General features: G+C 59.1%; 22 protein-coding genes and 1 tRNA gene. 12 read left to right on the top strand and 11 right to left on the bottom strand.

Annotation, left to right across the window (positions count from 1 at the left end; all coding sequences use genetic code 11):
- Positions 1-48 precede the first annotated feature (48 nt).
- A tRNA-Pro gene (locus G0Q00_RS02950) sits at positions 49-125 on the top strand.
- Between the two features lie 693 nt (positions 126-818).
- Positions 819-4526 carry a vitamin B12-dependent ribonucleotide reductase gene (locus G0Q00_RS02945; protein ID WP_163036248.1) on the top strand — a complete coding sequence of 1236 codons (3708 nt, stop codon included), beginning with the start codon at positions 819-821 and terminating at the stop codon, positions 4524-4526.
- Between the two features lie 291 nt (positions 4527-4817).
- On the opposite strand, the gene ilvN is transcribed toward G0Q00_RS02945, so the two are convergent.
- The 6 genes from ilvN to G0Q00_RS02915 form a co-directional block, all read right to left on the bottom strand.
- Complete coding sequence (gene ilvN / locus G0Q00_RS02940; protein ID WP_163036246.1) at positions 4818-5378, bottom strand: acetolactate synthase small subunit; 561 nt, start codon at positions 5376-5378, stop codon at positions 4818-4820.
- A gap of 13 nt (positions 5379-5391) precedes the next feature.
- Positions 5392-7146, bottom strand: coding sequence for an acetolactate synthase 3 large subunit (locus G0Q00_RS02935; RefSeq protein WP_163036237.1), 1755 nt, complete (start codon positions 7144-7146; stop codon positions 5392-5394).
- A 392-nt stretch (positions 7147-7538) separates the two neighbouring features.
- On the bottom strand, positions 7539-8396 hold the full coding sequence (locus G0Q00_RS02930; RefSeq protein ID WP_163036235.1) for an arginyltransferase: 858 nt from the start codon (positions 8394-8396) through the stop codon (positions 7539-7541).
- 111 nt (positions 8397-8507) lie between these two features.
- Positions 8508-8993 (bottom strand): RDD family protein, encoded by a 486-nt coding sequence (locus G0Q00_RS02925; protein ID WP_163036233.1) that lies wholly within the window; start codon positions 8991-8993, stop codon positions 8508-8510.
- Positions 8994-9073: 80 nt separating this feature from the next.
- Positions 9074-9586, bottom strand: coding sequence for a DUF2852 domain-containing protein (locus tag G0Q00_RS02920; protein WP_163036231.1), 513 nt, complete (start codon positions 9584-9586; stop codon positions 9074-9076).
- 188 nt (positions 9587-9774) lie between these two features.
- Positions 9775-10305, bottom strand: coding sequence for a cytochrome b (locus G0Q00_RS02915; RefSeq protein WP_163036229.1), 531 nt, complete (start codon positions 10303-10305; stop codon positions 9775-9777).
- Between the two features lie 133 nt (positions 10306-10438).
- Between G0Q00_RS02915 and G0Q00_RS02910 the strand changes: the two genes are divergently transcribed.
- Entirely contained in the window at positions 10439-10918 is a 480-nt protein-coding gene (locus G0Q00_RS02910) for a MarR family winged helix-turn-helix transcriptional regulator (protein ID WP_163036227.1), read from the top strand.
- Between the two features lie 3 nt (positions 10919-10921).
- Here G0Q00_RS02910 and G0Q00_RS02905 read toward each other — a convergent pair whose 3' ends face one another.
- The gene (locus G0Q00_RS02905; protein ID WP_163036225.1) at positions 10922-11389 is read right to left on the bottom strand and encodes a YbaK/EbsC family protein; all 468 of its coding nucleotides are present in this window, start codon (positions 11387-11389) and stop codon (positions 10922-10924) included.
- A 108-nt stretch (positions 11390-11497) separates the two neighbouring features.
- On the opposite strand from G0Q00_RS02905, the gene G0Q00_RS02900 reads away from it, so the two are divergent.
- The 4 genes from G0Q00_RS02900 to G0Q00_RS02885 all read left to right on the top strand — a co-directional run bounded on the left by G0Q00_RS02900 (position 11498) and on the right by G0Q00_RS02885 (position 17719).
- A complete protein-coding gene (locus G0Q00_RS02900; RefSeq protein WP_163036223.1) occupies positions 11498-14293 on the top strand; it encodes a glutamine-synthetase adenylyltransferase in 2796 nt (931 codons plus the stop codon).
- 18 nt (positions 14294-14311) lie between these two features.
- Positions 14312-14584 carry a hypothetical protein gene (locus G0Q00_RS02895; RefSeq protein ID WP_163036221.1) on the top strand — a complete coding sequence of 91 codons (273 nt, stop codon included), beginning with the start codon at positions 14312-14314 and terminating at the stop codon, positions 14582-14584.
- Between the two features lie 61 nt (positions 14585-14645).
- On the top strand, positions 14646-15605 hold the full coding sequence (locus G0Q00_RS02890) for a hypothetical protein (protein ID WP_163036220.1): 960 nt from the start codon (positions 14646-14648) through the stop codon (positions 15603-15605).
- A gap of 230 nt (positions 15606-15835) precedes the next feature.
- Positions 15836-17719, top strand: a complete 1884-nt coding sequence (locus tag G0Q00_RS02885) for an SLC13 family permease (protein ID WP_163036218.1) — start codon at positions 15836-15838, stop codon at positions 17717-17719.
- Between the two features lie 88 nt (positions 17720-17807).
- On the opposite strand, the gene G0Q00_RS02880 is transcribed toward G0Q00_RS02885, so the two are convergent.
- The 4 genes from G0Q00_RS02880 to cobA form a co-directional block, all read right to left on the bottom strand.
- Entirely contained in the window at positions 17808-19082 is a 1275-nt protein-coding gene (locus G0Q00_RS02880; RefSeq protein WP_239058307.1) for a uracil-xanthine permease family protein, read from the bottom strand.
- 79 nt (positions 19083-19161) lie between these two features.
- The gene (locus G0Q00_RS02875) at positions 19162-20385 is read right to left on the bottom strand and encodes an MFS transporter (protein WP_163038256.1); all 1224 of its coding nucleotides are present in this window, start codon (positions 20383-20385) and stop codon (positions 19162-19164) included.
- Between the two features lie 123 nt (positions 20386-20508).
- Complete coding sequence (locus tag G0Q00_RS02870; protein ID WP_163036214.1) at positions 20509-21786, bottom strand: cobyrinate a,c-diamide synthase; 1278 nt, start codon at positions 21784-21786, stop codon at positions 20509-20511.
- Positions 21786-22655, bottom strand: coding sequence for a uroporphyrinogen-III C-methyltransferase (gene cobA / locus G0Q00_RS02865; RefSeq protein ID WP_163036212.1), 870 nt, complete (start codon positions 22653-22655; stop codon positions 21786-21788). The genes G0Q00_RS02870 and cobA overlap by 1 nt, the downstream gene beginning before the upstream one ends.
- 97 nt (positions 22656-22752) lie before the next feature.
- On the opposite strand from cobA, the gene G0Q00_RS02860 reads away from it, so the two are divergent.
- The 5 genes from G0Q00_RS02860 to G0Q00_RS02840 all read left to right on the top strand — a co-directional run bounded on the left by G0Q00_RS02860 (position 22753) and on the right by G0Q00_RS02840 (position 26595).
- Entirely contained in the window at positions 22753-23805 is a 1053-nt protein-coding gene (locus G0Q00_RS02860) for a cobalt-precorrin-5B (C(1))-methyltransferase (RefSeq protein ID WP_163036210.1), read from the top strand.
- Positions 23802-24533: a precorrin-6A/cobalt-precorrin-6A reductase gene (locus tag G0Q00_RS02855; protein ID WP_163036208.1), complete on the top strand. Its 732-nt coding sequence runs from the start codon at positions 23802-23804 to the stop codon at positions 24531-24533. Before G0Q00_RS02860 ends, G0Q00_RS02855 begins: the two co-directional genes overlap by 4 nt.
- Entirely contained in the window at positions 24509-25150 is a 642-nt protein-coding gene (locus tag G0Q00_RS02850; protein ID WP_163036206.1) for a DNA-3-methyladenine glycosylase, read from the top strand. The genes G0Q00_RS02855 and G0Q00_RS02850 overlap by 25 nt, the downstream gene beginning before the upstream one ends.
- Positions 25147-25830 (top strand): alpha/beta hydrolase, encoded by a 684-nt coding sequence (locus G0Q00_RS02845; protein WP_163036204.1) that lies wholly within the window; start codon positions 25147-25149, stop codon positions 25828-25830. The genes G0Q00_RS02850 and G0Q00_RS02845 overlap by 4 nt, the downstream gene beginning before the upstream one ends.
- 180 nt (positions 25831-26010) lie before the next feature.
- Entirely contained in the window at positions 26011-26595 is a 585-nt protein-coding gene (locus tag G0Q00_RS02840) for an HNH endonuclease (RefSeq protein ID WP_163036202.1), read from the top strand.
- The last annotated feature ends 20 nt before the right edge of the window (positions 26596-26615 follow it).

The following is a 26615-nucleotide window of genomic DNA, read 5'->3' as shown; positions in this document are numbered from 1 at the left end:
GAATTCTCTCTTTTCATTGCCGAAACACATCGGTAAGGAAGAGGCGTTCGGGGCGTAGCGCAGTCTGGTAGCGCACCTGTTTTGGGTACAGGGGGTCGCAAGTTCGAATCTTGCCGTCCCGACCACTCTTCTACAAAAGAGTTCGTCGTTAGAGAACTTCCGGTGGCGACCCATGCCACTATATGTGGGGGTCTCTATGCGACAGGATCCTTCGTTTCCCTAATTCTGCACCTCGGTATTTGCGCCAACATGTGAGTCGGTTTCTGAAGCGTTTGACCTGTGAAGCCTGTTAGATTCGCTGCATGTGTAAGCAAGATGCGTGTCGGTGTGTCACGAAAACGGCACGGGCCCCGACAAGACGCTATCGCTAGTGGGGAATGCCATCGCTTCAAGCAATATGTAGTGTTTGAAGCGTAAGTCAGCCAATTCGCTAGCAAAAGAAGGTTTCTCGCCAGGGTAGAGTAAAGTGAGAATCAACCGAGCGACTTCCGAGCATTGTGCAAGCAAATGCGTCAACAGAAAAGAGTTGGGGATATCTCTTAATTTATCGTTGACGGTATAGGGGCGACTACGCCAGATTGTGGGGGCTAGTCGAAAGGGCCACAACATATAGTGGGCCGCGGTTGGTAGGGTGAAACAGGGGCTATGCTTCGATTTTGAAGTTTCTAGGGTGCGTCACTTTGAAGGTGTGCAGCGCTCGGCGATAATCCTGTGCCTTATCCTCAGCCTCTTCGACTAGCACGAAATTTGATCGAAAAGGGCAGATCCTTTGCGCTGACGGGCCGCAAGGGACGACTAAAGGGACTGGACAGGGCACAATGAAGATTGAACGCAAATTCACAAAATCGGGGCAGGGCGCGTATTCAGAGCTGGATTTCACCACGACGGCGTCCGAAATTCGCAACCCAGATGGCACCATCGTTTTCAAACTGGACGACTGCGAAGTGCCGACAAGCTGGAGCCAGGTGGCGTCCGATGTGATTGCGCAGAAATACTTCCGTAAAGCTGGTGTCCCCGCCGTTTTGAAGAAGGTCAAGGAAAAGGGCGTTCCTGAATTCCTGTGGCGTTCGGTTCCGGATGAGAAGGCGATGGCAGACCTGCCCGAAGGTGAGCGTTTCGGAGGCGAGACGTCGGCCAAGCAAGTATTCAACCGTCTGGCTGGTGCGTGGGCCTATTGGGGCTGGAAGGGTGGATACTTCACCACCGAAGAAGACGCCCGTGCCTATTTCGACGAAATGCGCCACATGCTGGCAAGCCAGCGCGCCGCCCCGAACAGCCCGCAATGGTTCAACACCGGTCTGCACTGGGCTTACGGCATCGATGGGCCTGCGCAGGGCCACTATTATGTCGATCACAAAACCCGCAAGCTGACCCGTTCCAAGTCTTCCTATGAGCATCCGCAGCCGCATGCCTGCTTCATCCAGTCAATCGGCGACGATCTGGTGGGTGACGGCGGCATCATGGACCTTTGGGTCCGCGAGGCGCGCCTGTTCAAATACGGTTCCGGCACTGGTACTAACTTCTCGTCCCTCCGTGCGGCGGATGAACCGCTGTCGGGCGGCGGCAAGTCCTCGGGCCTGATGGGCTTCTTGAAAATCGGTGACCGCGCTGCTGGCGCGATCAAGTCGGGTGGCACCACCCGTCGAGCAGCCAAGATGGTGATCGTCGATGCCGACCACCCGGATATCGAGGAATACATCAACTGGAAGGTCAAAGAAGAGCAGAAGGTGGCCTCGCTTGTCGCTGGCTCGAAGATGCATGAACAGCATCTGAACCATATCTTCGCTGCTATCCGCGCATGGGACGGCAAAGAAGAAGATGCCTATGACCCCAAAACAAACGAGACGCTGAAAGACGCGGTGCGCGCCGCGAAAAAGGTCGCCATTCCAGAAGCTTACGTCAAGCGCGTGCTGGATTATGCCAAGCAGGGCTTTGGCTCGATCGAGTTCCCGACCTATGACACCGACTGGGACAGCGAGGCCTATGCCACCGTCTCCGGCCAGAACTCGAACAACTCGGTCCGCGTCACCGACAGCTTCCTGAAAGCCGTTGAAGCCGATGCAGACTGGGAGCTGATCCGCCGCACCGACGGCACTGTCGCCAAGACCATCAAGGCACGTGATTTGTGGGAGCAGATTGGCCACGCCGCATGGTCCTGTGCTGATCCCGGCATCCAGTACCACGACACGGTTAATGCGTGGCACACCTGCCCGGAAGACGGCCAGATCCGCGGCTCGAACCCGTGTTCGGAATACATGTTCCTAGACGACACGGCGTGTAACCTTGCCTCGATGAACCTGCTGACCTTCTTGAAGGATGGTCAATTCCAGGCCGAAGACTACATGCACGCCACGCGCCTGTGGACCATCACGCTGGAAATCTCGGTCATGATGGCGCAGTTCCCGTCGAAAGAGATCGCGGAATTATCCTATGTTTTCCGAACCTTGGGTCTGGGCTATGCCAATATTGGCGGCCTTCTGATGAACATGGGCTATGGCTATGACAGCGACGAAGGCCGGGCGCTCTGTGGCGCGCTGACCGCGATTATGACCGGTGTAGCCTATGCGACGTCGGCCGAGATTGCGGGCGAGCTGGGTGCCTTTGAAGGCTACGAGCGCAACAAAGAACACATGCTGCGCGTCATCCAGAACCATCGTAACGCCGCTTACGGTGCCAGCGAAGGCTATCAGGATCTGGCCGTGAAGCCGGTTCCGCTGGACATGAAAAACTGCCCCGATGCCAAGTTGGTCGATCTGGCCATGGGTGCGTGGGACGAAGCCTATGCGCTGGGTGAAAAGCACGGCTACCGCAATGCGCAGGTGTCTGTGATTGCACCCACCGGCACCATCGGTCTGGTGATGGACTGCGACACGACCGGGATCGAGCCCGACTTTGCACTGGTGAAGTTCAAAAAGCTGGCCGGTGGTGGCTACTTCAAGATCATCAACCGCTCGGTGCCTGCCGCGCTTGAAAAGCTGGGCTATGACAGCGCGCAAATCGAAGAGATCATCGCCTATGCGGTCGGCCACGGCACCATGGGTAACGCACCTGCGATCAACCACACCACGCTGATCGGTCACGGCTTTGGTCAGAACGAGATCGAGAAGATCGAGGCAGCCTTGCCCTCCGCCTTCGACATCCGCTTTGTCTTCAACCAGTGGACGCTGGGCGAGGAGTTCTGCACCAACGTTCTGGGCATTCCGGCAGAAAAGCTGAACGATCCCGAGTTCAACCTGCTGCGTCACCTCGGCTTCACCCGTAAGGACATCGAAGCCGCGAACGACCACGTTCTGGGCACGATGACGCTGGAAGGCGCGCCGTTCCTGAAGGAAGAGCACTATAACGTCTTTGACTGCGCCAATGCGTGCGGCAAAAAAGGCAAGCGTTTCCTGAGTGTTGACAGCCATATCCACATGATGGCCGCGGCGCAGTCCTTCATCTCGGGAGCGATCTCGAAAACGATCAATATGCCGAATGATGCGACGATCGAGGACTGCCAGAAGGCTTATGAACTCAGCTGGTCGCTGGGTGTGAAGGCCAATGCGCTCTATCGCGATGGCTCGAAGCTGAGCCAGCCTTTGGCCGCGGCTCTGGTCGAGGATGATGAGGAAGCAGAAGAAATTCTGGCCTCGGGCTCGACCCACGAGAAGGCCGTGACGCTGGCCGAGAAGATCATCGAAAAAGTGGTGATCAAAGAGGTCGCACGCGGACGCGAGAAGCTGCCCGAGCGCCGCAAGGGCTATACCCAGAAAGCCATCGTCGGTGGTCACAAGGTCTATCTGCGGACTGGCGAATACGAAGACGGCAATCTGGGCGAGATCTTCATCGACATGCACAAGGAAGGCGCTGGCTTCCGTGCGATGATGAACAACTTTGCCATCGCCGTGTCAGTGGGCCTGCAATACGGCGTGCCGCTTGAGGAATTCGTGGACGCCTTCACCTTCACCAAGTTCGAACCGGCTGGGATGGTGCAGGGCAACGACTCGATCAAAAACGCGACGTCGATCCTGGACTACATCTTCCGCGAGCTGGCCGTGTCCTATCTGGACCGCACCGATCTGGCGCATGTGAAACCGCAAGGCGCGACCTTCGATGATCTGGGCCGTGGCGAGGAAGAGGGCGTGTCGAACGTTCAAGAACCGTCCGAGACAGCAGCTACTAAGTCCTTGGAAGTGCTGAAACAAATTAGCTCGACTGGCTATCTGCGTAAGCGTCTGCCGCAAGAGCTGGTGGTGCTGCAGGGCGGTGCCGAAGCGGGTGGAACGGCCCTGACGGGAACCGATCCCGTGGCGACGTTGAACACTCTGGTTCCGGAAACGGCGGGTGGTGACACCGCCGTGGTCGAGATGTCGGTGACCGAGACCTCGGTTTCAACCGGCACTGTGAACACCATTGACGCACGCACGAAGGCCAAGATGCAGGGGTACGAAGGGGATCCCTGCGGCGAGTGCGGAAACTATACGCTGGTGCGCAACGGCACGTGCATGAAGTGCAACACCTGCGGCTCGACCACGGGCTGTAGTTAACGGTTTCGTCTGGGCCGCCTGTCCCAAGTGGTGGCCCGGGCAAGGTTAGGGTGGGTACGGGGGATGCCCGCCATCCTAACATGGGGCAGGTGCGCTTGCCCCCGACACAGGTAGGGCCGCAGGCAATAACACTGAGCGGTACCAATGAAGAGCCCTATCAGTGAAACTGGGGTGCCCGATGGGCACCCCGTTTTTCTTTCCGGGTGCATGATTTTCGTAGGTGGGTGCACCGCCAATAAAAAACGCCCGGCCGCTGATGCAACCGGGCGTCTGTTTTTTCTGCTGGTGTACTTATACGCCGCGGGGCAGGGCGGCCACACCGGTGCGGGCCACTTCGCTGAGGCCAAGAGGGCGCATCAGCTCGGCAAAGGCGTCGATCTTCTCGGTCGTGCCGGTGATCTCGAACACAAAGCTGTCCAGCGTGCTGTCGACAACGTTGGCACGGAAGATGTCGGCCAGACGCAGCGCTTCGACGCGTTTGTCACCGGCACCTTCGACTTTCAGAAGCGCCAGTTCACGCTCGACTGCCGGGCCTTCGACGGTCAGGTCATGCACTTCATGTACGGGAACGATGCGGCCCAGCTGCGCCTTGATCTGTTCGATCACGGCAGGTGTGCCGGTGGTGACGATGGTGATACGTGACAGGTGCCCTTCGTGATCAACCTCGGCCACGGTCAGGCTTTCGATGTTGTATCCACGGCCAGCAAACAGACCGATGACGCGCGCCAGAACACCGGCTTCGTTGTCCACCACGCAGGCCAGAGTGTGGCTTTCGACGATGTCCGAGTTCGGGTCACGTAGGTCATAAGCCGACTTGCGGGAGGAACCTTTTTTGATTTTTAGTGCAGACATTTAAAAGCCCTCCTTAAACCAGTGTTGCGCCAGCGGCACCGATAACGCCCTGCGTCTCGGCTTCGCCCATCAGCATGTCATTATGCGGCGCGCCCGATGGGATCATCGGGAAGCAATTGGCGTGTTTTTCGACCAGAACGTCCAGGATGAACGGGCCGTCATAGTCCAGCATTTCCTGAATGGCGTCGTCCAGCTCGGCCGGGTCAGACACCTGACGGCCTTGGCAGCCAAACGCCTCGGCCAGCTTGACGAAATCAGGCAGGCTTTCCGACCAGCTGTGGCTGTAGCGTTCGCCGTGCAGCAGCTCTTGCCACTGGCGCACCATGCCCAGACGTTCGTTGTTCAGGATGAACTGCTTGATCGGCGCGCGGAACTGAACCGCGGTGCCCATTTCCTGCATGTTCATCAGCCACGAGGCATCGCCCGCCACGTTGATCACACACGCGTCGGGATGCGCGATCTGCGCGCCCAGCGAAGCCGGCAGGCCATAGCCCATCGTGCCCAGACCACCCGAGGTCAGCCAGCGGTTCGGATCCTCGAAGCCCAGGAATTGGGCAGCCCACATCTGGTGCTGACCCACTTCGGTGGCCACATAGCGATCTTTGTCTTTGGTCAGCGCCTCGAGGCGTTCCAGCGCGTGTTGCGGCTGAATGACGTTATCTGTTCTCTGATAGGACAGGCAGCGACGCTCTTTCCATTCGGCGATTTGCTCGGACCATTTGCCCAGACCGTTTTTGTTGGTCTTGCGTCCGCGCGCTTTCCAGACCTTCAGCAGGTCTTCCAGCACGTGGCCAACATCACCAACGATCGGAAGGTCTACATGCACCACCTTGTTGATCGAGCTGGGATCAATGTCGATATGCGCTTTTTTCGAGCTCGGGCTGAACGCGTCAAGGCGGCCAGTGATCCGGTCGTCGAAACGTGCGCCAACACAGATCATCAGGTCACAGTCATGCATCGCCATGTTGGCCTCGTACAGACCGTGCATGCCCAGCATGCCCAACCATTGCTCGCCCGAGGCCGGGTAGGCGCCCAGACCCATCAGGGTCGAGGTGATCGGGAAGCCTGTCGCGTCCACCAGTTCGCGCAGCAGCTGGCTGGCTGCGGGGCCCGAGTTGATCACGCCGCCACCCGTATAGAAGATCGGGCGTTCCGCGGTTTCCATCAGCTCGGCCAGTTCGGTGATCGCATCGATGTCGCCGCGTATCTGCGGCTGATAGTGGCCGGTTTCGGTCTTGGCGGGCGGCGTATAGCTGCCGGTGGCGAACTGAACGTCCTTGGGAATATCGATCAGCGTCGGGCCCGGACGGCCCGAGGTGGCCACGTGGAACGCCTGATGGATTGTCTCCGACAGCTTGTCGGTCTCTTTCACCAGCCAGTTATGCTTGGTGCAGGGGCGGGTGATGCCTACGGTGTCCGCTTCCTGAAAACCATCGGTGCCGATCATGAAAGTCGGAACCTGACCGGTCAGAACAACCAGCGGGATCGAGTCCAAAAGCGCGTCGGTCAGGCCGGTTACGGCGTTCGTCGCGCCAGGGCCCGAGGTTACCAGAACTACGCCAGGCTTGCCGGTTGCACGGGCATATCCTTCGGCAGCGTGAACCGCGCCTTGCTCGTGACGGACAAGGATGTGACGAATGTCGTTCTGCTGAAAAATTTCGTCATAAATCGGTAGGACAGCGCCCCCGGGATAGCCAAAGACTGTGTCCACACCCTGATCCTTCAGGGCTTGAACTACCATTTTCGCTCCGGTCATCTGACGTGTCATCTTCTTCTCCGTTCCACGTGCGCTTCTCACAAAAAAGCCCCCGATCATCTCGGGGGCGCATGGGGTTCCATTATGGTTCCGTTACCGGCCCATGCGCCAATATCCAACAAGTACTAGGACGCTGCCCATTGCAGTTTTTCCATGTTCTTGCCCAAGGGGATCCTTGAAGGCTTCTTCAACATATGCGCGGGACATTATGAGCGGTGAGCGGGGGCGTCAACAGCGAAAGCGCGTAGAAAATGTCGCGGAAGCGAAAATTTTGTAATTTTCGGTCTGAAATTGGAGGTCTGGGCGCAATTTATGGAAATATGGCCCGTGCAAACTCGGTATTTGCCGAATTTCGCGGCAAAGATTTGTGCAGTCGCAGCAAATCTCTACGCTTTCCGAGTTGATCAGGCCTCGCGATGCACCTTGCTGGCCGTGTCCGGCAGCGTGATGCTGGCCACTTGCTCCGCGATTGGATCTGTGGACAGGGGGTGCAGTTCGGCCGAGTAATCCTCGTCCGTGACCAGCGGCGTCCAGTGGTTGTCGCGATAGATCTCGATGGACGAAAACGTGGCCTTATAGTCCATCTTCGGACTGCCCGGCACCCAATAGCCCAGATAGACGTAAGGCAGGCCCGCCTCGCGTGCGATGTCGATATGATCGAGGATCATATAGGTACCAAGGGATTTGCGATGCCAGTCGGGATCGTAGAAGGAATAGACCATCGACAACCCGTCTTCGAGCACATCGGTCAGGCAGACTGCGCGCAAGGGACCTGTGGCGTCATCGCCGGGAAGCTGATCCGGGCCACGTTCGGCATATTCGATCACGCGGCTTTTGATCGGGGTTTCTTCGATCATCGCGGCAAATTCGAACACATCCATATCAGCCATACCACCCTCGGCATGACGTGTGTCCAGATAGCGACGGAACAGCTCGTACTGATCTTCGCTGGCCCACGGGGCGCGGGCGCGACGTTCAAGCATCGCATTGCGCTTGGCCGTGCGACGCTGGCTTTTGCTGGGTTGGAAATCAGCCACCCTGATGCGGGCAGACAAACAGGCCGAGCATTCAGCGCAGGACGGGCGATAGAGGACGTTTTGCGACCGGCGGAATCCCTGCTTGGACAGGGTATCGTTCAGTGTTTCCGCATGCTCACCCTGAAGGGCTGTGAATAGCTTGCGCTCCATGCGCCCATCCAAATAGGGGCATTCCTGCGGAGCAGTTACATAGAACTGAGGGGCAAGCGGAAGTGTATGGCGCATGGTCTCTCGTAGTCATGTCAAATCAGAACGAGCCTAGCCCGACCATGCGGTTTCGGGCAAGCCCCCGTTGTTTGTCAGGGTAAACGGAGGCTTTGTTTGCTTGATTTGGCTTTAGCGGCGTTCAGAGGCGCGGTTGATGGCCGCGGTGCCCAGCACCATGTCACTCAGACCCTGACCACGTGCAGTGGTGAACATCATCACGATTGAGATCAGCTGCAAAATGAAAGTCGACATCGACAGGTAATAGGCCAGCGTGTGCAGGGCGGCAGTCTGGCGGTCAAAGCGTTGGCCATCATGGCGGCGCAGCTCGATCGCGGTCAGGCGCATCCCGAGGGTTGCGGACTTATTGGTCAGTGTGGTCATCCGATAGACAAAGCCAACCGCCAGATAGACAAGTCCCGACAGGAAAAATCCAATTCCAAAGGTCAAAATCCCGATGCAAAAGAACATCCCAAAAATCAGCACCACATCGATGAACCACGCCAGCAGACGCTTCAGCGTTACATCTTGATAGAACTCGGCCTGCGTGTCCGGGTCCGGCAAGCCCCAATGGCCTGCGCCGTTGGAATTGCTGCGATGGTCATAGGATTGGGTCATTGGGTCGTGTGCATCTTTATTGGGGCAAACAGAGCCCGGCCCTTGGGAAGGGCCGGGGGGAAGGCGAACTCTTGCCTGTATTACTTCTTTTTGTGCTTGGGTTCATCCAAGATTTCGACATCCTCGGTCACGTCTTCGTCGAGTTCCTGCTCGTCAATGGTTGAGTTGCGGGCGGCTTCGGCGCGTTCTTCCATGAATTGGTCGAACTCGGACTTGTCCTTCGCGGCGCGCAGACGCTCGAGGAAGGCTTCGAAGGCTTCCTGTTCAGTCATCAGGCGGCGCAAGGTTTCTGCCTTGTAGGCGTCAAAGGCCGAGTTGCCCGAGGTTGCAAATCCGTGACGGTGCGACATGTGGCGGTCCTGCCAAGCCTGACTGTCATGTGTGCGGCGGTGAGAACAGGATTTCGAAAACATGCGTTTGCTCCAGATCATATAGGCCAGAAGGGCAAGGCCAATGGGCCAGAAGAGGATGAAGCTGACGACCATGGTGGCGATCCAAGCGCCTTTGCCACGTGCGTCCAGCCACGCCTCGGCGCGCGAGAACCAACCACGGGGGGCGGTGTCGTAATGGGTGGTGTGGGTGGCGGTGTTCATTGCGGTCTCCATCGTTCTGTCTGTGTTGCGTTTGAATGTGAATGCCTTTCACATGAGTGAGAGATGGGGACTTAATGGTTGGGTTCAAGGAGAAATGTGAAAGTATTTTACATTATTTGATTAAGGGGCAGAATATAAACGAAAAAAGCCGCCAATCGCGGCGGCTTTCTGTCGAGGTTTTGGCGCGGTTAGCTGCGCGGACCGAACCACATCCGGCTGATAAGCCCATCTTTCAGCTTGAATTGGTGATACGCCCAGCCCGCGATATGGGCCAGAATGGTCAGGGCTAGAAGTTTTGATATGACACCATGTGCTGCGCGTGGGGCGAGGTGGTCGAAGCTCTCGGGCAGAGGGGCATCAGATCCAAAGAACACGATGTCGGGCAGCCCGGCGCCGATTGAAATGCCGAGGCCGCTGGCGACCATCAGGAAGATGAGGATATACAGCACCCAATGGGCCGCGGTGCCGGCGAAGTTCAGAAAGCCGTTTCCGGTATCCGCTTTTGGTGGGTGCGTGCTGCGCAAGCGTGTGACGAGGCGTACGACCATCAGAATGCCAACGGTAATTCCAATCGACATATGACCACGAAGGCTGAACATTTTATCCGGGTGATCATTCGGCAGGGCTGCAAGAACATTCGAGCCCATGACCAAGGCGACGATGATCATCAGGGCAACAAGCCAGTGCAGGGCGACAAGGAGGGGGTGATAGCGTTTCATGGCTTTTCTCATTCGCTGGTTACTGCTGTCACGATACTTGCAATTGCAAATATAGCAAGCAGAAAGTTGCAATTGCAAATGATGCCGCATATATTGTGGCCAGTTGCCGCGACAAACCCGCCGAGGTGTGACCATGAAACAACCCGACACAATGCACCCGACATTGCGCGATCAGGCGCATCTTACACGCACCACCAGTGCTGGCTGGATGCTGCAACGGTTAGCTTGTATGACCGAAACCCAGATGCAGGCGCGCTTGAAGGCCCACGGGCTAAAGATGGATCACTTCATTGTTTTGATGGCCCTGACCGAGAAAGAGGGCGCCAGCCAGACCGAAATTGGGGACGGGTTGAGGCTGGCGGGGTATACGGTTTCGCGTGCGCTGGATGCGCTTGAGAAGCAGGGGCTGGTCGAACGCAAGCAGGACAAACAGTCGCGGCGCACCCATCGCGTGTTTCTGACCGAAGAGGGCCGGGCGCTGATGCCCAGCATCTTCGGCATCATCGGTGAGCAGAATAAAGAGATGCTGGAGCAGCTCTCGTCTGAGGATCAAAGCGAGTTCCTGCGTCTGCTGACGCTTCTGACGCAGGCAGCCGGGTCGGGCTGCGGCTAACGCTCAGGTAAAGTCCCCCGGTTGCGCGCCGCAAATGCGGATCAGATCGCTTGGTGCGGCAGGGAATACATGCCGTGGGGTGCCCGCAGCGGCCCAGACCTCATCAAATTCCAGAAGGCGCGCGTCATAGAAGGCGCGGACCGGACTGGTCATCCCGACCGGGGACACGCCGCCAATGGCAAACCCGGTCTCGGCGCGGATCAATTTGGCGTCCGCCTTGCCCAGAGGCTCGCCGGCCAACGCCGAGGCCTTCTCGGCATCCACCTGATTGCCGCCAGCGGTTAGAAACAACACCACATGGCCCGAGGTCTCGCCGCGAAAGATGATCGACTTGGCGATCTGGTCAATCTCGCAGCCGCAAGCGCGGGCGGCATCTGCGGCGGTGCGGGTGCCCTCGGACATTTCGATCACGCCCGCGGCGATGCCAGCGTCTTCTAAGGCGGCTTTAACCCGTTTCAGGCTTTTGGACATGGAGGCTCCTGTCGTCGACGTTTCGCCTGACACTATCCATTCAAGTCTAATGGTCGCAAGCTGCTTTCCCATGTTGACCCGCCCCGCTGCTCGGCGCAATTTGCGCATATGAGCCAGACTTCTTTCGCCGCCCGCATCACCCGCACTCCGATCGCCTACGAGGCTGAACCCGCCGCGGATATCGACGCGCTGTTTGCGGATCTGACGCCGGATCTGCGCGGGGTGTTGTCTGGGGCTGCAGGCTGTTCGCCCTATCTGAAAGGGTTGATGGAGAAGCAGGCGGATTGGCTGCGCGAGGCGCTGAGCATCGCGCCGGAAGACGCCATTTCCGCCGCCATGCAGGACATGAACCGCGACAGCGACAGTGCGCTGCGCACGTCGCTGCGCGTTGCCAAACAGCGCATCGCGCTTCTGACAGGGCTTGCCGATCTGGCAGGCGTGTATCAGCTGGAGCAAGTTACCGGTGCGCTGACCGATCTCGCGGATTTCGCCACCCATACGGCCATGACCTTCCAAGTTGGCAACGAAATCCGGCGCGGTAAGCTACCCGGGATGACCGAGAATGACGTCGAAACCGCTGGCGGCATGGTTGCACTTGCCATGGGCAAGATGGGCGCACACGAGCTGAACTATAGCTCGGACATTGATCTGATCATGCTGTTTGATGACAGCCGGTTCGAGGGCGCGGATTTTCACGAGGCCCGCGCCAGCCACGTCCGCGCCACCCGCAAGATGAGCACGATGCTCTCGGAGTTGACCGAAGACGGCTATGTCTTCCGAACCGACCTGCGGCTGCGCCCGGACCCGTCTGTGACGCCGGTCTGCGTCTCGATGGAGGCGGCAGAGCGCTATTACGAAAGCCTTGGGCGTACGTGGGAACGCGCCGCCCACATCAAGGCGCGCCCTTGTGGCGGCGACATCGCAGCAGGCGAGGCCTATCTGACCCGTCTGCGCCCGTTCATCTGGCGTAAACATCTGGATTTCGCCGCCATTCAAGACGCCCATGACATGCGCCTGCGCATTCGTGAGCATAAGGGGCTGCATGGTGACATCACGCTGCCCGGCCATGATATGAAGCTGGGCCGTGGTGGCATCCGCGAGATCGAGTTCTTCACCCAGACCCGCCAGATCATCGCAGGAGGGCGCGACGAAGGGCTTCGCATGCGCGAAACCGTGCCCGGTTTGGCGGCCTTGGCCGCAAAGGACTGGATTCCGACCGACGTGGCTGAGATCCTGACCGGCCACTATCGCTTCCACCGCGAGGTCGAACACCGCGTCCAAATGTTCCGTGACGCGCAGACCCATAACCTGCCCAAAACTGACGACGAATTCGATCGTCTGGCCCGGATGATGGGCGAGGGCGACACGGAAGCGCTGAAAACCCGCATCCATGATGCTCTGGCAGAAGTACACGAGGTCACCGAGGGCTTCTTTGCACCTGACGGTTCCACGGCAGACAGCCGCGAACTGTCTGAAAGCGAGGCCGAGATCGTGGCGCGCTGGGAAACCTATCCCTGTCTGCGCTCGGCCCGTGCGGTCGAGATTTTCAATCGCCTGAAGCCCGATCTGCTGGCCCGTCTGGCCGATGCACCACGCCCGCATGATGCGCTGATCCAGTTTGATGGCTTCTTAAAGCGTCTGCCCGCAGGCGTGCAGCTTTTCTCGCTATTCGAAGCCAACCCGACGCTGGTCGATTTGATCGTCGACATCGCCGCGACAGCCCCCGCGCTCGCTGCCTATCTGGGCCACAACGCGCAGGTTCTGGACGCCGTGATCGGTGGCGGGTTCTTCGAACCATGGCCCGGTGGCGACGCGCTTGAGGCCGAACTGGCCGCACGTCTGGACAAAGCGCCAGATTACGAAGCCAAGCTGGATGGCGCGCGACGCTGGATGAAGGAATGGCACTTCCGTATCGGCGTGCATTTCCTGCGCGGACTGATCCCTGCGTGCGAGGCTGGCACGCAGTATACCGACTTGGCGGATGCGATCATTCGCGGGCTCTGGCCCGTTGTCGTCGATAATTTCGCCCTGAAACACGGCACGCCACCGGGGGCAGGGGCTGTGATCATTGGCATGGGGTCGCTGGGAGCACGGTCGCTGACGGCGACCTCGGATCTCGACCTGATCATCATCTATGACCCGCAAGGCGAGGATATGTCGGACGGGCGTCGCCCCTTGGCAACCCGGCCTTACTATGCGCGGCTTACACAGGCTTTCCTGACCGCGCTGTCTGCGCCAATGGCCGAAGGGCGGCTTTACGAGGTCGACATGCGCCTGCGCCCTTCGGGGCGGCAAGGGGCGGTAGCGACCTCGATCGAAAGCTTCAAAGCCTATCAACGGGACGAGGCCTGGACGTGGGAGCATCTAGCTCTGACGCGCGCACGAGTTGTGGCGGGGCCGGAAGGGCTGACCAAGGATTACGAGATCGCGCGGGCCGAAGTTTTGGCTGGCGAGCGCGACCCGGTCAAAGTGATTGCGGATGTGATCGAGATGCGCAATCGCATCGCGGACGCGAAACAAGCCGGGGGCGCGCTGGACGCCAAGCTGGGCGAGGGCCACCTGCAGGATGTTGAACTTGTGGCACAGGCCGCCGCGCTCTTGTCTAAGAACACACCGCGTGAACCGGGCAAGCAAATCGCTCAGGGTGTCGCCATTGATTGGTTTTCTGACGGTCAGGCGCGATCTCTGGCCCAATCCCATGACCTAATGTGGCGATTGCAGGCCGCGTCCAAACTTTTGTCGGACGGTCCTTTGGACCTTGAAGCTTTGGGGCAGGGCGGTCAGGATCTGCTACTACGCGAGACCGGGGCCGAGAGTGAGGCTGCCCTGATCGAGGATCTGGAGGAAAAGGCGCGGGCTGCGGCCCTTGCCATTGATGAGGTGCTGGCCAACCCGCCCGGGTAAGGCCCGCCGGAGGACCAAATGACGAACCTTATCGACGCCATCGACCAGCGCGGCTTGATCCGTGACAGCTATGTCATCGAGGGGATCACCCCCGGTGAATGTCGGTCGATCTTTCTGGACTGGGCGCTGTTTGAAGATCACGAGATGCCTCAGCCTGAGCGGATCAAGACGTTGCTTGCGCACTATGGACCCAAGGCACCGGATCACCCGATGACCGAAGTTCTGCGCGCCGCATTGGAAGACGCAGCGCCCCCCAAGCGTCGCGGTGGTCGTTCGGGACGCGTGGGATAATTCCACCGCTCTTGGCAGAATTATCAGTTTGGTAATTCTCTTCTGAGATGCTGGTTGCACTATGCAACGCAGATTTGCCTTTCTCGTCTCTTTGTTTTGCGGTCTTTGGATATCAAAAGCGCTGGCGAACGACGTGCAGATCTGTCGCGATGTGGTCAAACTTCAGGTGGCTTATTCTCAAACTCAAGGTGCACCACACTTCGTGGACGCAGTCGCGACAAAGCGGTTGATCTCGTCTTTATCCCAACACATCAAACGCGTGCGCGACTTCAATATGCCCGTCGGAGTGGTCAGCCCTTCGGATGCGCTGGGTGCGATTGCCGCTGCATTGGATCGGGCAGTGGCGCAGTCTGGCAACGATGCTCAGCTTGCGTCGCACCTATCGTCTCTGCGAGAAGAGCTCGAGCTTCTTACCGTTGTTTTCGGATGCGAGTTTGTTCCCTCAACCGAGGTAGCTGGTAGTCAGCGCAAACCGCTCGTCCTTCGCCATCTGCCAAGCGAAGGGCAGGCGGGCGAGCGAGGTGGTGCGGGAGACCCGATTGTGCTGAGCGGTGGCGTACTGGGGTTTCTGACACTCCTGGCCGCACTCTTGGCCCGGATTGGCCTGCGCGGTCGTGCCAAACGGGAAGTATGCAACACGCCGGTGTTGGTAAGTATTAAGAGTGGTTGTACGATAACACGGATCGTCGACATCAACCGGAACGGCATGAAGATCGAGGCCGCACCAATCCACACGCAGGATGCTTGTGTAGACCTCTATTTCTGCGGCCATGCTTGTCGCGGAAAGATCAGATGGAAGAATGAGTATTTCGCCGGGATCCAATTTAAGAAACGCATTCCACAGGCTACGGTCGCTGACGTTGTTGAGAGAAGTCAATCGACTATGGAGGGGAGCGGTTTAGAAAAGAACACGATACCCTGCTATCGCAGTGGCTGCCATGAGGGGTGCGGTAAGTATTGTCCAAGCGCGATGGCAGAGCGTGCATTCAAGGAGCACGATCAATCCCACGAGCCAAAGTGAACGGGGTGTTTACCCAGTTGTTGTCCTAACCTCGATTTCTGGTGCGCTGCTTTCGATGGCGACTGGGGCCAACGCGCTAATCCAAAATTTCTGCCCTAATGCCCCGAAATTCCAAAAAAATACATGACAGCGCTCTTGGGTCCGGTCCAGACTGGATCCTATCACGTATTATAGGGCGCCTCGGACCCGCCAGTTTCGGGCGCCCCTGAGGTTTCGAGAGTGGGAGTTGGATGGACGCCATAGTATTTACGACAGAGATGGGGGTCGTTCTGGGCCTTCTGGGATTTACCGTTTTTCTATTTGTATCCGAGATTATTCGAATAGATTTGGCAGCTTTGCTTGTTCTGGTGACTGTTGGCATCCTGAGTTATCTGCCGGGGCTCGAAAGCTTGGCCGACGTTAATCACCTGTTTGACGGGTTCGCATCCAACGCCGTGATTTCGATCATCGCGGTGATGATTGTGGGGGCGGGGCTGGATCGCACCGGGATCATGAACAAGGTCGCGGCCGCCATATTGAAACATGGCGGCACGTCCGAGGCTCGCGTGCTTCCTATCGTGTCGGGGACCGTCGGCTTCATATCAAGCTTTCTGCAAAACGTCGGTGCTGCGGCGCTGTTCCTGCCGGTGGTCAGCCGGATTTCTGTGCGCTCGGGCATTCCGCTTAGTCGGTTGCTGATGCCGATGGGATTCTGTGCGATCCTTGGGGGTACGATGACCATGGTTGGCTCGTCGCCTTTGATCCTGCTGAACGACCTGATCCTGACCGCGAATGAAGGCCTGCCGGACGAGCTGAAAATGGAACCCTTCGGGCTATTTTCTGTCGCCCCAATTGGCGCTGCGCTGATCGCGACAGGGATTATTTATTTTCTTGTTCTGGGCCGCTGGGTGCTGCCGGGGTCGTCCGATCCGATCGAGCCAAGCTCGGGGCAGGGAACGACCGAGTATCTTGAGCGTGTCTATGGGCTTCACGCGCAGGTGTTCGAAGTGGATGTGCCTGCCGACAGCCCTCTGGTCGGGCAGATCCTTGCCGACATCAACAACGAGAACAATATCTACATCATCTCGACCTTCTATCGCGGCAAAGCGTCGATGATCCAGATCCTAACCGCCGAGATCGCCGCGCCGTGCCGCTTGGCAATTATTGGCAGCGATCACGCGGTGCACGACTTTGCCGAGCGGTATGGTCTGACGGTTCGCCCGGATCTGGATGTGTTTATCGAAGAGTTTGCACAGACGAATGCCGGTGTAGCCGAGCTGGTCATCCCGCCGGATTCCAAGCTGATTGGCAAAAGCCCTCGGGACATTTTGCTGCGGAAAACCTATGGGCTGGGGCTTATGGCGATCCATCGTGGCGAGGAAACCCTAAGCCATGTGAAAACGGAAGATCACGAGGCGACACAGATCGGTTTGGTCCCCTTTCAGGCGGGCGATATGCTGGTGGCGCATACGCGTTGGGATAACCTGACGCGGCTGAAGCGCGATCAGGATTTTATCGTGGTGACCGCCGACTTCCCGCAAGAGGAGCTTCGGCCACACAAGGTCAACTGGGCCTTGTTCTTCTTCCTGATTTCGCTGTCACTGATCCTGTTCACCGATGTGCGCCTGTCGCTGTGTCTGCTGACCGGCGCTGTGGGAATGGTTTTGACACGGGTTCTGAGTATTGACGAGGCCTATCACGCGGTTGGCTGGAACACGGTGTTTTTATTGGCCAGCCTGATCCCACTGGGGCAGGCGGTGCAAAACACGGGGACGGCCGCATGGATTGCGCAACAGATTTTGACGGTGCTGGATGGCTGGCCGATCTGGTCGCTTCAGGCAGGTGTCGCTATTCTGGCGACGGTGTTTTCATTGGTCATGTCCAATGTTGGGGCAACGGTTCTTTTGGTCCCCTTATCGGTGTCCATTGCGGTGGCCGCGGGGGCCAATCCGGCGATTTTCGCGCTGACGGTGGCGATCTCGACCTCGAATTCGTTCATCATCCCGACCCATCAGGTGAATGCGCTGATCATGGGGCCGGCGGGCTATAAGGTGATGGATTTCGTGAAAAGCGGGGGGATCATGACGATCCTGTTCCTGCTCGTCTCGCTGATCATGCTGAACGTAGTCTTCTAGGGCAGTGCGCTGGTCAGGGCAGAGTGCTCGGCCCAAAAGCAAAAAACGCGCCCGTTTCTGGGCGCGTTTTTACTGACATAGGGCTGGTTTAGGCCTCGATATGCTCGGCTTCCTTGGGCAGGATCAAGTTCAGGATCACGCCAGCGACACCCGCCAGACCAATGCCCGCCAGGGTAAAGCCGCCGCCGAACGGGATCGACAACCCGCCGATTCCGACCACCAGAACGGTCGACACGATCACCATGTTGCGGCTGTTGGTCAGCGCATCCGCACCAATCCGCGCCAGCACAGTCAAGCCAACCACAGTTACCATGCCAAACATCAGGATCATGATGCCACCCATGACGGGCATCGGAATGGTCCCCAGCGCGCCCGAGACCTTGCCCACAAAAGCCAGCGCAATCGCGAAGATCGCGGCCCAGGTCATCACGGCGGGGTTGAAGACGCGGGTGAGGGTGACAGCGCCGGTGACCTCGGAATAGGTGGTGTTGGGCGGGCCGCCGACCAGACCGGCGAACACGGTGGCCAGACCATCGCCCAGCATGGTGTTCTGGATGCCCGGCTCTTTCAGATAGTCCTTCTTAGTGACCGAGCTGATGGCCATGACGTCTCCGAAATGTTCAATCGCAGGCGCGATGGCGACGGGCAGGATGAACAGGATTGCAGCCATGTTGAACTCGGGCGCGACGAAACCGGGAACGGCGAACCACGCCGCATCCGAGAAGCTTTGGAAGCTCACAAGGCTTTCACCGGTGATGGCGCCAAGGATCAAAGCCGCAACGTAGCCTGCGATGACGCCGAAGATGATCGGAACAACTTTGACCATGCCACGTCCACGGATCGCGATCAGCATGGTAGTGCCCAGCGAAACAGCGGCCAAGATCAGCGCATAGGGTTTCGGCATGATCTGCGTGTCACCTGCAACGCCGGTTGCCATGTTGATAGCCACTGGGGCCAGCGCAAGACCAATGACCATGATCACCGGACCGACCACAACAGGCGGCAGATAGCGGTGCAGCCAGTCCGAGCCCCAGATGCGGATGGCAAAGCTGATCACCACATAGAACAGACCTGCTGCGGCCAGACCGCCCAAGGTGGAAGGAAGGCCCCAGGTTTGCACGCCGTAAATGATCGGCGCGATGAAAGCGAAGCTAGAGGCCAGAAAGACGGGAACCTTGCCGCGTGTGATGATCTGGAAGATCAACGTGCCGATGCCAGCCGTGAACAGAGCCACGCTTGGGTCAAGTCCGGTCAAGAGGGGTACCAGCACAAGCGCCCCGAAGGCTACGAACAGCATTTGTGCACCCACAAGCGCCTGCCCGGGCCCGAATTTATAGTCGGTCTGAGTGATGTCGCGACTCATTTCCATGTCCCTTATTCAGAATTTTCCGCTGTTTAGCGATTCCGAGCAGGAGCGACAGCCGAAAAAGGGGCTGGAGGGGTCAGGCCTCGTCGGCTGGACGCATCATGAGCCAGATCAGCGAGGCACCGGCCAGCGCAAGGAAGGGCACCATGGCGATGTTCACGGCGCTCCAGCCTTCCACTGCTGAACCACCCGAGCAGTTCATCAGCCCACCGGATGCCAGCGAAGCCACGGTCACGCAGCCAAAGACGATCATGTCGTTCATGCCCTGAACGCGTCCGCGTTCCTCGGGCGCGTGTGCGCCTGCCAGCATTGACGTGGCACCAATGAAGCCGAAGTTCCAGCCAACGCCCAGCAAGACCAGCGCGATAAAGAAGTTCTCAAGCTCGACCCCTTGCAGGGCGACGATCCCGGCGAGGCCCAGAATGGCCAAGCCAGCGGCGATGACCAAACGAGTGCCGAAGCGGGCAATCAGGTGGCCGGTGAAGAAGCTGGGGACGAACATCGCCAGCACGTGCGCGGTGACGACATTACCTGCCATGTCGGTTTCAAACCCACAACCGACAACCGCCAGCGGGGTCGAAGTCATGACAAGGTTCATCAGCGCGTAGGACACCATCCCACAGATGATCGCGACGGCAATCACCGGATCCCGCAGAAGCTCCATCCGGGTGCGGCCCTTGGGGGCGTCTTCGCTTGGTTTTTCGGGCTTGGGAATGTCCAGACCCAGAAACAGAAGCGATCCTAGAAGGTTGATTACAATGATTGTCAGATAGGCACCAAGGAAGGGCACGACCATTGCGTCGTTGGTCAGGTTGAACAGTTGCGGCCCGATAATGGCCGAGGCTAGACCGCCCGCCATGACATAGGAAATTGCTTTGGGCCGGAATTCGGCCGAGGCCGTGTCGGTCGCCGCAAAACGATAGAACCCTTGAGCTGATTGATACAGGCCCATGAAGAACGAGCCGATCAGGAAGATCGTGAAATCCGACTGCATCAGGCCATAAGCGCTGATCGCGGCCCCGACCGAGCCGCCCAGTGTGCCCAGCCAGAACCCAATGCGTCGTCCGAAGGTTTGCATGACCCATGCCACCGGGTTGGCAAAGATCATCGATCCGCCCACCATCAGAGAAATCGGCAAGGTCGCCCAGCAGGGGTTTGACGCAAGCGATTGCCCGGCCAGGCCAGCCATGGTGAAGATCATTGGCATCTGCGCGCCCAGAATGGCCTGCGCAAGCACAAGGATAGTCACATTGCGCTTGGCGCGCGCGTCGTCGGTAGGTGTCAGGATCGCATCGGTCATGCGCATATGCGTATCCATGCATGCCTGCTTTGACCAGAGCGAAATTGTACCCCTGAATGTGGGCTGATGTCGCAGTTAAATCGTTTCCGCGCGACGTGAAATCCAGCCGGTTGTGGAAACGCTCTAAACCCGGTCGATCAGGTGGGCAAAGCTGCCCGAGACGTGGCCCTCAATCAATCCCATCGGCGCAAGAGCACGCCCCTCGGCATCTGTGGCGTCGAACAGAGGTGCGCCTTCAGCCAGAAGCGTGGTGGCATAGTGGAACTCGTGCGCGTTCCAATTCCCGGCGAACGGGCCTTCGGCGGCGTGCAATGCCCGATATCCGAGATGCAGCTTGCGCTGTGCAAAGCTGGTCTCCAGCCCCAGGAGTCCTAGCATCTCGTGACGTTCACCGGTCTTGTCTGTGATCGCGCGGCCAAGAGCCATATAGCCGCCGCACTCGCCATAGATCGGGCAGGTTGCGGAGTGCATCCCTTGTTTGAACGTCTGCGCCGCGGCCAGCTTGCCCGCGTGTAGTTCAGGGTAACCGCCGGGTAGGAAGATGAAATCGGCGTCCGGGGCAGGGGCGTGGTCAGCCAGCGGCGAGAAGGGCAGCACCTCGGCCCCAGCAGCGCGCCAATCGGATAAGATGTGTGGATAGGCAAAGGCGAACGCTTTGTCCGAAGCGACTGCGATCCGCTGGCCCGGAGGTGTCAGGCGGTTTGCGGCGCCGGGAGCCTCGGTCGTATATCCGGCCAATGCAACCAGTGCGTCCAGATCAATTGCGGCCTCGACCACATCCGCGACGCGGTCCAGATAGGCTTGCAGATCGGGATGCTCTTCGGCTTGGACCAGACCCAAGTGGCGCGAGGGGTGCTCAAGCCCCGACTGACGATACACGGCACCCAGAACCGGGATCAGGCTGTCCTGAAGGCTGGCGCGCAGCATCGCCTCGTGGCGTGGGCTGCCCACATGGTTCAGGATGACGCCCGCAACGCGCACGTCTGGGTCGTGTTGGGCAAAACCGTTCACCAGCGGAGCGACCGAATGTGCAAGACGGGCGCAATCGACCACCAGAACAACTGGAAGTCCGAACACGCGCGCCAGATCCGCCGTCGCGCCACGCCCTTCCGGGGGCGCACCGTCAAACAGCCCCATCGCCCCTTCGATCAGCAGAAGTTCGGAGCCAGAGCGCGCCAGATCGTGCAACCGCGCCGGTCCCATAGCCCAAGCGTCCAGGTTGGGGCATTCGCGCCCACAGGCTGCGGCGTGAAAACGGGGGTCGATATAGTCCGGGCCAGATTTCGCACCGCTGACATCGACGCCACGGCGCGATAGGGCGCGCAAAAGGCCAAGGGTCAGGGTGGTTTTGCCACTGCCAGACGAGGGCGCGGACAGGATCAAGCCGGTTGGCGCGGACATCAGCGATCCTCGGCCGGGCGACCACGGCCCAGTGGATCGGTGTTGCGCGGTTCCAGCCCTGCGGCCAGCGCTTGCCAGTCCAGTGCTTGCCGCATCAATACCGCGCGTCCCACACAGATGATCGCAGGGGCACCAATACCTTCGCGATCCGCGTCTTCAACGCAGGTGGCAAGGGTGGTTTCTAGCACACGCTGATCAGGTGTCGTGGCGTTCATGGTGATGGCGACGGGCTCATCCTCACCGCGACCGGCAGCAATCAGCTCGGACCGGATACGCTCCAGATGCTTCATGCCCATATAAATAACGATGACTTGTGAGCCGCGCGCGATTGACGGCCAGTCCAAGGATCCAGTGGCATTGCCCGACTGGTCATGGCCGGTGACGAAGGTCACGGATTGGTTCACATCGCGGTGGGTAACGGGAATTCCGGCATAGGCCAGCCCGCCGATCCCGGCTGAGATGCCCGGAATGATGCGGATTGGTACGCCATGTTGCACAAGCGTCTGCCCCTCTTCACCGCCACGTCCGAAGACAAACGGATCGCCGCCCTTCAGGCGCAACACCCGTTTGCCCTCGCGGGCCAGATCCACCAGTCTTAGCGAGATGTCGCGTTGCTTGGCCGAGGGCTTTCCGCCGCGCTTACCAGCATAGATGACCTCGGCCTCGGGGCGCGCCCAACTGAGGATTTCCGGCGAGACCAGAGCGTCATGCACGATCACATCCGCCTGCATCAGCGCATTCACCGCGTGAATGGTCAGAAGGCCGGGATCTCCGGGGCCAGCGCCACACAGCCAAACCCAGCCGGGTTCCAGCGTGGGCCAGTCATGGCCGGGCAAAACAGGGACGGTTTGTGCATGCGAGTCAGTCATGCGCCCCTTATGCACCTGTTGGTCGCGGTCGAAAAGCGTAACTGCGACCTCACAGAACGGATTGGCGGCGCGGATTTGCGCGCTTATAGTCGTTGGGATGGAAAAGACCGACCCTCAGAAACTGCGCCGTGGCTGGACCACGGGCGCCTGTGCCACGGCCGCGGTGAAGGCCGCATTGGATGCGTTTTGGGGGCAGGGATCCCCGGCGCGTGTGACAATTACTTTGCCGCGTGGGGAAACGCCGGATTTTCTGGTTTACGACCTGATTGCGGGCGACACATGGGCAGAGGCGGCCATTGTGAAAGATGCAGGCGACGACCCAGATGTGACGCATGGTGCGGTAATCCGGGCGCGTGTGGCGCCTGCCAAGCCGGGACAGGGCGTGTTCTTCGTGGCCGGAGAGGGCGTGGGCACGGTGACAAAACCCGGCCTGCCGATTCCTGTAGGCCAGCCTGCGATCAACCCGGTGCCGCGCCAGATGATCAAGGGCGTCGTGCACGAAGCCGCTGTGACATATGAGCAAGCCGCCGATGTGATTGTTACCATCTCGGTCGAGGATGGCGCCGCACTGGCGGAAAAGACATGGAACCCGCGGCTTGGGATCAAAGGCGGGCTGTCCATTTTGGGCACCACGGGCATTGTTCGCCCGTTCTCTTGTTCAGCGTGGATCGCGTCGATCCACCGGGGCATTGACGTGGCGCGGGCCGAGGGGCTGACCCAAGTTGCGGGCTGCACCGGGGCGACCTCGGAAAAGGTGGTGCAGGAGCTGTTTAGCCTGTCTGACGGGGCCATGATCGACATGGGCGATTTCGCGGGTGGGATGCTGAAATATCTGGCGCGCAATCCGATTGACCGGGTGACCATCGGTGGCGGCATTGGCAAGCTGACAAAGCTGGCGCAGGGCGCGCGGGATTTGCATTCGGGGCGTAGTCAGGTGGATTTTGATGTGCTGGCAGATTGGCTGAATGACCCCGAGGTTTCAGGCATGAATACAGCCCTGCAAGCTTTTGAAAAGCATGGAGAAGTGATGTCATCCATGATCGCCGAAAAGGCGCGGGAGCAAGCAGTCCAAATCCTGCGTGGCGCGCCGATTTCTGTGGACATTGTCGTGATCGACCGAAAGGGCGAGATCATCGCACAGGCGCAGTGAAGATTCTTCTGTTGGCTGGAACGGGCGAGGCACGCGCCTTGGCAAAACTGCTGGCCGATCATGGGCAGGATGTGCTGGCGTCGCTCGCGGGCGCGACGCGCGCGCCTGCATCGTATCCCGTGCCGACACGTGTCGGTGGCTTTGGGGGAGAAACCGCGCAGCGAGACCTTGTGATCACAAATGAATTTGATGCAGTGGTCGACGCGACGCATCCCTTCGCAGCGCGGATTTCCTCTCGAAGTATTCAGATATCAAGCGAATTATCAGTGCCTTACGTGAGGTTGTTGAGGTGTGAGTGGCATGCGGAAACCGGCGATGACTGGCATTTGATCGACCATCCCGGCGAAGCCTCAGAACATATCCCGTCCGGAGCGTGCGTGCTGCTGGCGACCGGGGCGGCATCGGTCTCGGATTGGGCGGATTTGGCCGAAGGGCGGACGCTATTTTGCCGCCGCGTGGATGCGACGGATGATCCTTTTCCCTATGAGGGGGACTGGATCGTAGGGCGTCCTCCATTCTCGCTGGAGGAAGAGTTGGAAACACTGCGCAGTTATCGCATCACTCATCTGGTCAGCAAAAACGCGGGTGGTCCGACCAGCGCTAAGCTGTTGGCCGCGCGCCAGTTGGGCTTACCTGTCGTGATGCTGAATCGCCCCGCATTGCCCGAGTGTGATCGCGTGGAAACCCCTGAAGAGGCGCTGGAATGGCTGTCACAGTTGAAACGATGATCCACGGGCAGGACTGTTTGCAACGTGAGGCACGAGAGCTTTGCGTGCTTGAACCGCGCTTTCAGCCCATTTTCGATCATCTGGACGAGATCCCTCTGCGGCTGCGCCCGGACGGGTTTTCCGCCCTGATGTTTGCCATCGTGGGGCAGCAGGTCTCGACCGCATCAGCAGCGGCGATCTGGGGGCGGGTGCAGGAGGCTGGTTTTGACGACACCGACAACGTCGCCCGCGCCAGTGATCAGGATCTGGCAGATGTGGGCCTGTCGCGCCCGAAAATTCGCTATACCAAGGCCTTGGCCCGTGCCGGGATCGACTATCCGGCGCTGCATGATCTGCCCTCGGATCAAGTGATCAAGACCCTGACCGCCGTGCCGGGGATCGGGATGTGGACGGCCGAGATCTATGCGCTGTTCGCATTGGCCCGCGCGGATGTCTTCCCGGCAGGCGATTTGGCCCTGCAAGAAGCCGCCAAACGGCTGTTTGATCTGCCCGAGCGGCCCAAGGAAAAGGCGATGCGTGCCATGGCGCAGGACTGGTCCCCCAACAGGGGCGTTGCGGCGCGGTTGCTCTGGGCCTATTACCGCATGGAAACAGAACGCGAAGGGATAGGCGAATGACCCGCATCTTGGAAAGCAAACGGCGCGAAGCGGCCTCGGGCACCACGAAATCGGTGGTGGTGTTTTTGCACGGCTATGGCGCAGATGGCGCTGACCTGCTGGGGCTGGCTGATCCTTTGTCTGAGCACATGCCCGACACCACCTTCATCGCCCCTGACGCGCCCGAGAAATGCTTGGGCAACCCGATGGGATACCAGTGGTTCCCAATCCCGTGGCTGGACGGCTCGTCGGAAGAAGACAGCATGCGCGGCGTTGAGATGGCAACGGCCGACATCAACGCGTTCCTAGATCAGGTACTGGAAGATGAAGGCATTGAGCCTTCACAGCTGATCGTTTTCGGCTTCTCGCAAGGCACGATGATGTCTTTGCGTGTGCTGCCTCGCCGGGAAGAGCCGATTGCCGGGTTGGTCGCGTTCTCGGGCCGGATGTTGGAGCCTGATCAATTCGCCGAAAACGTGGTGTCGAAACTGCCGATCCTGCTGGTGCATGGCGATCAGGATGACATGGTGCCTCCGGGGCATTTCAGCGAAAGCGGCGAAGTGCTGCAGGCTGCGGGGTTTGAAACTTATGGCTTCATCATGAAGGGCACCGGCCACGGGATCGCGATGGACGGTCTGTCGGTCGCGCTCAGCTTCATGCTGGACAATCTGGGGATGACCCCGGCCCAAGCCGCCAACTGATCACATCTGGCCCGCCGCCTGTCACATCCCTGAGATAATCCGATGTTATCCCGCTGGTGACCCCATATGTTGGGGTTGTAAGGTTGTCTTATCAATATATAGTCAACCTATAAGCATGGGGCGGGTGTCCCCGCCCCGACAACCGATTGAGGATGTAGACGGGCGAGGATTGGATGCGTCATGGATGGAGACTTCAGAACTGACTTTGTACGGGAAGGCGGGGGTGTCAAACGGCACGCGGCCTTGGTGCTAAACGCGGATTTCAGGCCCTTGTCCTATTATCCGCTGTCTCTGTGGCCTTGGCAGGAGGCCGTGAAAGCGGCGGTTCTGGACCGGGTCAATATTTTGGCTGAGTATGACGAGGTGGTCAGAAGCCCGTCGATCGAGCTGAAGATCCCCTCGGTTGTGGTTCTGAAAGACTATGTGAAACCTCAAAAGCGCGTGGCCTTCACGCGCTTTAATTTGTTTTTAAGGGATGAATTTTGCTGTCAGTACTGCGGCGCGAAGGGCGATTTGACCTTTGATCACGTGGTGCCACGGGCCGCAGGGGGCGTGACCAGTTGGGAAAACGTCGTGGCCGCCTGTCAGCGGTGCAACTTGAAGAAGGGCTCGAAGCCCTTGCGGCATTCGGGGCTGACCTTGCGCAAGCCCGCGCGCCAGCCAACGGCAGAAGAGCTGCGCAATGTTGGGCGCAAGTTCCCGCCGGGACATTTGCACGACAGTTGGATGGACTTTCTGTATTGGGATACGGAACTCGACGCCTGATCTGTCGGATTTCGCATGAC

The sequence above is a fragment of the Aliiroseovarius sp. PrR006 genome (assembly GCF_010500215.1).
Lineage (GTDB): Bacteria > Pseudomonadota > Alphaproteobacteria > Rhodobacterales > Rhodobacteraceae > Aliiroseovarius.
The sequence above is the reverse complement of the archived record's forward strand: the minus strand, read 5'-3'. Positions and strand labels throughout refer to the sequence as shown.

Coding starts and splice junctions, on each gene's coding strand:
- G0Q00_RS02945 (WP_163036248.1), top strand. CDS start 819: ATGAAGATTGAACGCAAATTCACAAAATCGGGGCAGGGCGCGTATTCA.
- ilvN (WP_163036246.1), bottom strand. CDS start 5,378: ATGTCTGCACTAAAAATCAAAAAAGGTTCCTCCCGCAAGTCGGCTTAT.
- G0Q00_RS02935 (WP_163036237.1), bottom strand. CDS start 7,146: ATGACACGTCAGATGACCGGAGCGAAAATGGTAGTTCAAGCCCTGAAG.
- G0Q00_RS02930 (WP_163036235.1), bottom strand. CDS start 8,396: ATGCGCCATACACTTCCGCTTGCCCCTCAGTTCTATGTAACTGCTCCG.
- G0Q00_RS02925 (WP_163036233.1), bottom strand. CDS start 8,993: ATGACCCAATCCTATGACCATCGCAGCAATTCCAACGGCGCAGGCCAT.
- G0Q00_RS02920 (WP_163036231.1), bottom strand. CDS start 9,586: ATGAACACCGCCACCCACACCACCCATTACGACACCGCCCCCCGTGGT.
- G0Q00_RS02915 (WP_163036229.1), bottom strand. CDS start 10,305: ATGAAACGCTATCACCCCCTCCTTGTCGCCCTGCACTGGCTTGTTGCC.
- G0Q00_RS02910 (WP_163036227.1), top strand. CDS start 10,439: ATGAAACAACCCGACACAATGCACCCGACATTGCGCGATCAGGCGCAT.
- G0Q00_RS02905 (WP_163036225.1), bottom strand. CDS start 11,389: ATGTCCAAAAGCCTGAAACGGGTTAAAGCCGCCTTAGAAGACGCTGGC.
- G0Q00_RS02900 (WP_163036223.1), top strand. CDS start 11,498: ATGAGCCAGACTTCTTTCGCCGCCCGCATCACCCGCACTCCGATCGCC.
- G0Q00_RS02895 (WP_163036221.1), top strand. CDS start 14,312: ATGACGAACCTTATCGACGCCATCGACCAGCGCGGCTTGATCCGTGAC.
- G0Q00_RS02890 (WP_163036220.1), top strand. CDS start 14,646: ATGCAACGCAGATTTGCCTTTCTCGTCTCTTTGTTTTGCGGTCTTTGG.
- G0Q00_RS02885 (WP_163036218.1), top strand. CDS start 15,836: ATGGACGCCATAGTATTTACGACAGAGATGGGGGTCGTTCTGGGCCTT.
- G0Q00_RS02880 (WP_239058307.1), bottom strand. CDS start 19,082: ATGAGTCGCGACATCACTCAGACCGACTATAAATTCGGGCCCGGGCAG.
- G0Q00_RS02875 (WP_163038256.1), bottom strand. CDS start 20,385: ATGACCGATGCGATCCTGACACCTACCGACGACGCGCGCGCCAAGCGC.
- G0Q00_RS02870 (WP_163036214.1), bottom strand. CDS start 21,786: ATGTCCGCGCCAACCGGCTTGATCCTGTCCGCGCCCTCGTCTGGCAGT.
- cobA (WP_163036212.1), bottom strand. CDS start 22,655: ATGACTGACTCGCATGCACAAACCGTCCCTGTTTTGCCCGGCCATGAC.
- G0Q00_RS02860 (WP_163036210.1), top strand. CDS start 22,753: ATGGAAAAGACCGACCCTCAGAAACTGCGCCGTGGCTGGACCACGGGC.
- G0Q00_RS02850 (WP_163036206.1), top strand. CDS start 24,509: ATGGCTGTCACAGTTGAAACGATGATCCACGGGCAGGACTGTTTGCAA.
- G0Q00_RS02845 (WP_163036204.1), top strand. CDS start 25,147: ATGACCCGCATCTTGGAAAGCAAACGGCGCGAAGCGGCCTCGGGCACC.
- G0Q00_RS02840 (WP_163036202.1), top strand. CDS start 26,011: ATGGATGGAGACTTCAGAACTGACTTTGTACGGGAAGGCGGGGGTGTC.